The sequence below is a fragment of the Polyangium spumosum genome (assembly GCF_009649845.1).
GTDB classification, from domain to species: domain Bacteria; phylum Myxococcota_A; class Polyangia; order Polyangiales; family Polyangiaceae; genus Polyangium; species Polyangium spumosum.
Window position 1 is genome coordinate 1 of record NZ_WJIE01000044.1, and the last position, 6,041, is coordinate 6,041.

At 67.9% G+C, this 6,041-nt stretch carries 7 protein-coding genes; all 7 read left to right on the forward strand.

Features of this window, described 5'->3' with window-relative positions; all coding sequences use genetic code 11:
- On the forward strand, positions 1–601 hold a 601-nt coding region (locus GF068_RS43040), incomplete at its 5' end, for a hypothetical protein (protein ID WP_206079679.1).
- Positions 602–624: 23 nt separating this feature from the next.
- Positions 625–906 carry an HNH endonuclease gene (locus tag GF068_RS47580; RefSeq protein WP_420814187.1) on the forward strand — a complete coding sequence of 94 codons (282 nt, stop codon included), beginning with the start codon at positions 625–627 and terminating at the stop codon, positions 904–906.
- Positions 861–1,250 carry a hypothetical protein gene (locus GF068_RS43045; RefSeq protein ID WP_153825399.1) on the forward strand — a complete coding sequence of 130 codons (390 nt, stop codon included), beginning with the start codon at positions 861–863 and terminating at the stop codon, positions 1,248–1,250. Before GF068_RS47580 ends, GF068_RS43045 begins: the two co-directional genes overlap by 46 nt.
- Before the next feature lie 3 nt (positions 1,251–1,253).
- On the forward strand, positions 1,254–1,781 hold the full coding sequence (locus GF068_RS44060) for a hypothetical protein (protein WP_170320060.1): 528 nt from the start codon (positions 1,254–1,256) through the stop codon (positions 1,779–1,781).
- Between the two features lie 4 nt (positions 1,782–1,785).
- Complete coding sequence (locus tag GF068_RS43050; protein ID WP_170320061.1) at positions 1,786–3,195, forward strand: terminase large subunit domain-containing protein; 1,410 nt, start codon at positions 1,786–1,788, stop codon at positions 3,193–3,195.
- A complete protein-coding gene (locus GF068_RS46795) occupies positions 3,192–5,459 on the forward strand; it encodes a phage portal protein family protein (protein ID WP_153825401.1) in 2,268 nt (755 codons plus the stop codon). Before GF068_RS43050 ends, GF068_RS46795 begins: the two co-directional genes overlap by 4 nt.
- A 182-nt stretch (positions 5,460–5,641) precedes the next feature.
- A partial coding sequence (locus GF068_RS43060; protein ID WP_206079680.1) for a phage protease occupies positions 5,642–6,041 on the forward strand: 400 nt, incomplete at its 3' end.

Consider the following 6,041-nt stretch of genomic DNA (forward strand, 5'->3'; position numbering starts at 1 on the left):
CGGGAGGCCGGGCCTGGTCGAGGGGCGCGAGCTCGGCGCGCGCAAGGGGGTCGAGGGGGCCTCCGCGCGGCGGCCGGCGCTCGTCGAAAATCTTCCCCGGGGTCGAGGCGCCCCGACCGCGCTCGACATTTTATTTTTTGCTTCCCCTGATCCCCGACCGGAGCGACCCTTCGACGAAGAGAGGTCCGCTATGGCCCCGATGGATTCCAATTGGGAGGCGGTGGTCAATGTAGTCGCGGCGCGTACCCCCAACGCGGCGCGCGTGGAATCACGCCTGCTCGGCTGCATCGAGCTTGCGGAAGCGGGGGCCATGATCGGCGAGGCGACGACGCATCCTGATTGGCGCCGTCGGCTGCTGCGGCGGCTCCGAGCGCTCGAAAAGGAGCACCACGTCGAGATCCTCGTTTCGCGGCGCGGTCGAGAGGGGGCGATGGTGCGGCTCGAGGGGCTTTATCTGGCCTGTCCGGTTCCGGTAGCGGCCGCGCTTGCCGTTCAGGAGCTCCGCGAACGTTGCGTCGCCCTCGAGCGGCGGCTCGCGGTCGTCGAACGCGAGATCGGCGGCCCGGCGTCCACAATGCGACCGAAAACGGGCCGAAAATGACACGTTCGCGGCGTAAGGGCGAGATGGCAGAACCCAGGGCCGAGACCCCTCAAAGCCGTTACCGTCGCGTTGTCCGCGAAGTGCTCGAAGCACGCGGCCGCTTCTGCGAGTGCTGCGGCGTTCCGGCGCGGCACGTTCACCATATCATCCCCTGCTCCATCTCGGGGATCGCCTCGGAACTCGTCTTCGATCCCGCGAATCTGATCGTGATCTGCAACGATTGCCACATGCTCATGCACCCCCTGATCCGGAGGCCGTCATGGACCAAAGCAGCGAAGGGCCGCGGGATCGCGCTCAACCGTTGACCCCCGAGGAAGCCGAGCGCGCTTCCGCCGATGGGCGGCCCGAACCGAACCCCGACGCGCCGAAGATGGACGCGGACGTCAAGACCCTCCGCTGGCTGCTCCGCGTCGAGAAACGCCGGCTCAAGGAAGCCGTGCGCATCGAGCGGGAGCGGCGGATCGTCTTCCCCGAAACGAGCGTGATCCTGCGCGACGTTCACCGGCTGCTCGATGCCATCGCGATCCGCGAAGGGCGCCTCTCCTCGCGCACGGCCACGGCTCCCGAGCCGGGGCGCTTCGAGGGGGGCGGGAACGGAGGCGCCAAGCCCCGGGACGAGTTTGACGATTTCCGAAACCTGCTGGAGTAGACGATGAACGGCGGCCGCCCGACCCTCCGAACCCCCGAGGTCGAAAAGCAGATCCTCGACGCGCTCCGGCTCGGTCAACTCCACCGGCCAACCGTCTGCGCGCTCGTCGGGATCAAGCCGCGCACGCTGCGAGATTGGCGAAGGCAGGATCCCGCGTTCGACGCGGCGATCCGCGCCGCGGAAGCGAAGGGCGAAGCGCGGCTCGCCGCGATCGCGACGCAAGGGGCCGCGGAGGATCCTCGGCTCGCGCTCGACATTCTGCGCGCGCGGTATCCCGAGAAGTGGAACCGCAGGCATACGCGCGTGGATGGCAACGTCCACGTGGACGTCGCTCGTCCCCCCACGCTCCCGAAGGAGCTCCGCGCCGCGTGGGATGCGGGCGCGAAGAGTGGCTGGAAGGATCGGAAGGCTTGTCGGGAGCTGGAAATCTATTGGGCGACGGGGGAGATCGGGAGGCCCGAACAGATCGCGGCGCTCGAGAAGCTCCTGGCCGAGCTCAAAGCAAACCCGGAGCCGTACCTCGGGGAATAGCTCGATGGCGAAGGCTTTCGGCTACCGCGTGGGGGATTTCTCGTTCAAGGAGCACGGCCGGATCGCGGCGGCTCCCTCCGAGGGCCTCGCGGCGTTCGTACCGGGCGTAACGCCCGGGTATGCGCGCCCGGATCACCTTGGCCCGCTGATCGAGCTCCTCGAGCGCGCGCGGCGCGAGCCTGTCCGCGCGGTGATCCACGCTCCACCGCGCCACGGGAAGACGGACACGATCCTCCACGCGATTGCGTGGTATCTGCGGAAGGATCCCACGCTCCCGATCGCTTACGCCACGTACGGGATCGAGCTGGCCAACAGCAAGAGCCGCGACGCTCGGGCGATGGCGCGCGCGGCCGGCGTCGAGCTCGATGCGGGCGCGAAGGGCGTCGGCGAGTGGCGCACGCGCGAGGGTGGGCGGGCCGTGTTCACGGCGCTAAACGGCTCGCTGACGGGCAAGGGCTTTCGGGTCCTCTTCGTGGATGACCCTTTCAAGAACCGGATCCAGGCGGAAAGCCCGACGTATCGCTCCCGGATCTGGGACCTCTGGCAGGGCTCGACGATCAACCGGGTCGAGCCGGGCGGGAGCGCGATCGTCCTTGCCACGCGGTGGCATCCCGAGGACCTCTCCGGGCGGCTGATCTCCCAGGGGTGGCAATACCTGCGCCTCCCAGCGCTCACCGACGACGGGCGCGCGCTCTGGCCCGAACGATGGCCCGCGGCGGAGCTCGAAGCGCGGCGGCGCGAGGTCGGAGAGTACACGTGGGCCTCGCTGTATCAAGGCGTTCCGAGACCTCGGGGCGGGGCCGTGTTCAACGCTGAGCCGGCCCTCTATACCTCCGCGGCCCTCGATGTCGTGCGGGAGTATCGCGACGGGATCGGCGTGGATTTCGCGTATACCGCGCGAAAGCATGCGGATTACTCGTCGGCGGTCGTCATGCGCTCGCACGAACCTGAGCGCGGGCGGCGCGTTTACTACGTGCTCGAGTGCCTGCGGAAGCAGGTCCTCGCTCCCGAGTTCGCCGCGGAGGGCGCGCGGCTGCAACGGGCGCACGGGGGATGCAAGGCAATGGGCTACGTCACGGTGTTCGAAAAGATGATCGTCCCCTTCATGTCGGATCGGGGCTTCACGGTCGAGGCGCGCCGCGTGAAGGCGGACAAGTTCACGCGGGCGCAACCCTACGCGGCGTCTTGGAACGACGGCCGCGTGCTCCTCCCGGAAGACGTGGGCCCGGATTCGTGGGTCAATGTCTTCCTGGCGGAGCATCTTCGGTTCACGGGGCAGGACGACGACGAAGACGACCAGGTCGACGCCGGCGCGGCCGCGCATGACCTGCTTTCCTCGCCCGCAGGGCGGATCGCGGGCTCGTTCTCCGCGGCGAATAAACGGCCGGTGAAGCTCACGAGGTACACCCGATGACTCGCGCTCCTCGCGTCCGCTACGCGCAACATGTCTTCGCGCCGCTCATGGGCTGGGATAACGATCGCGTGCGCCAAGCGCTCGAACGGCATGAAGCGGGAGACTTTCGCGAATCAGCAGACCTCGCGGAAGCGCTCTTGACCGACGAGCGGCTCGATGGCGCTCTCCAGCAACGGATCGACGGGCTGCTCGCGCTGCCGCTCTCGTTCGAGGTCTCGACCGAGACGGGCGACAAGGAGGCGGCGGAGCTCGCGCAGAAGAAGGCCGCGGAGGTCTGGTGGCGCTTCTGTCCCGAGCCTGTCCTGCGTGATGTCCTGAAGTGGTTGATCATGCTCGGCGTCGCGGTCGTGCAACTGAACTGGACCGAGGAGCGGGGGCAATGGCTGCCGCTGCTCGAGGTCTGGCATCCGCGCGATCTGTGGTTCGAGGGGCACGAGGTTACCTACAAGGTCGGCACTCCGACCGCGCAGATCGCGATCGGCGCGGACCCGTACAAGTGGGCGATCTTCGCCTCGGGGAGCCAGACACCCTGGATGAACGGCGCCGTCCGGCGGGTCGCGATGTACTACCTCGCGAAACAACAGATGTTCACGGATTGGGCCCATTACTCCGAGGTTTACGGGCATCCTACGCGGGTCGGGAAGTATCCCGCGGCCCTCGACGAGAGCGACGAGACGGCGCGGGAGCGCGATGCGTACCAGGACGCGCTCGTCAACGCGGGGAAATCGCCGGTGATCATGCTCCCGGTCGATATTGACAGCGAGGGCAAGGCGGCGGCGGGTTGGGATTACGAGCTCGTCCAGGCGGACGGCGCGAGCGCGGTCGAGGTGTTCGAGCGCGGGATCCGGTACTGTGACAGCGCGGCGGCGATGGCGATCCTCCGGCAGACACTCACCATGGAACCTGCGCCGATTGGCTCGCATGCGCTCGGGAAGGTGCATAACGCCGTCCGCCATGAGGGGAAACGGGCGGACACCGAAGGGCTCGCGACGACGGGGCATTTCGAGGTGTTGCGGCCGTGGGCGCTGTTCAACTTTGGGGACGAACGCCTCGCGCCGTGGCCGAAGTGGGACACGAGGACGCCCGAGGAGCGGGAGGCGCAAGCCGAGGCCGAGGTGCTCGAGGCGCGACGGCGGGCGGACGTGGCGAAGGCGGAAGCGGAAGCGCGGCGAGCCGTCGCTGAGGCGAAGCGGGCGGAAGCCATCGCGGCGGCCGAGGCGGCGAAGCTCCGGGCCGAGACGCTCGAACGTGTCGCGGGCGCGTTCGCTGCCCTCGGCGCGAGCACGCTCGCGAGCCGCGTGGATTGGGACGCGCTGGCGAAGGACGAGGGGCTTCCCCTGGCTCCGGCGGGCAAGTCTCAGCCGCGGGAGCTCGGGCGTCGCGCCTTGTCGGGAGGCGGGAAGGTTCTGCACGTCGTTGACGGCACGTATGAGCTCTTCCGCGCTCACTTCTCGCGAGGCCGGCGGCGCGTCGTCGACGGGAAGGACGTCAAGGCGACCGTGGGCATGGTGGCCTCCCTCGTGACCCTGCTCGAGGCGGGCGAGGTCACGCATCTTGCCGTAGCCTTCGACAACCCGATCACGAGCTTTCGAAACAAGCTGTTCGAGGGATACAAGGACGATACCGTCGTCCCGGCGGCCCTGCGCGCGCAGTTCGAGGACGCGGAAGCGGCGGCGCGCGCGCTCGGGGTCGTGGTCTGGTCGATGGACGAGTTCGAGGCCGACGACGCGCTTGCCACGGCATGCCAGAAGTACGCGCAGGACTTCGCCACGATCCGCCTCCTCTCGCCGGACAAAGACCTCGCGCAATGCCTGACGCGGGCGGGCGTCGTGCTCGTGGATCGTGCTCGTGGTCGGGAGCTCGCGGCGGATGGCGTGCGGGATCGGTTCGGCGTCGATCCGGAGAGCATTCCCGATCTGCTCGCGCTCGTGGGCGATGCCGCCGACCAGATCCCGGGGCTCGATGGGGTGGGCATCGAGGCGGCGGCCGCGCTCCTGTCGAGATACGGCCATATTGAAGATATCCCGGAAGATGCGACGGATTGGGACGTCGAGGTCTGGGGCGCGGAGCGTGTCGCGGCGGCCCTGAAGGCCGGTCGAGAGGACGCGCTCCTGTACCGCGAGCTCGCCACGCTCGTGCGGAATGTCCCCCTCGAAGAGAAGGCCGAAGAGCTCGCGTGGGGTGGGGAGAGCGAGGGATTTGGCGCATGGTGTGAGAGAATGAACGCCGACCATTTGAAGGGACGGTTGCCTGTCGCCGGGTGAACTGGCGTCGATTTCGTGCTCGTCGTCAATTGACGCGCTGAATCATCCATCAATCCGCCAGATATGGCTGATTAAACCCCCAAGGGTAGAGGGCTCCTATTTGAGGGGCCCTACACCCGATGAAACGCACGTCTCGTGCCACGCTTCGCCTTGTCGACCTATCCGGGGATCCCCCTGGCGAAGTGCTGCTCTTCCGCGCGGGCGTAAACAAGTCGTACAAGGGCCTCCTCCTCTTCGATGAGGAAGCCGCGCGGCGCGTCCTCGCCGATTTCGAGGCGCACGGCGCCGAACTGTTCTTCGATTACGACCACGCCTCTCTGTTCGGCTTCTCGAAGGGCATGGGCGAGGCGGCCGCATGGTTCCGGCCCGAGGTCCGCGAGGGCGCGCTCTGGGCCGTGAATGTCCGCTGGACCGAGGAGGCGGCCGAGAAGGTCCGGGCGCGGAAGTATCGCTATATCTCGCCCGCGGTCGATTACGAGCTCGATAGCAACCGGATCACGCGGCTGATCAACGTCGCGCTGACGAACCTGCCCGCTTCGCACGGGCTTCCGCCGCTGATGGCGGCTTCGCAGGGAGCAAAAG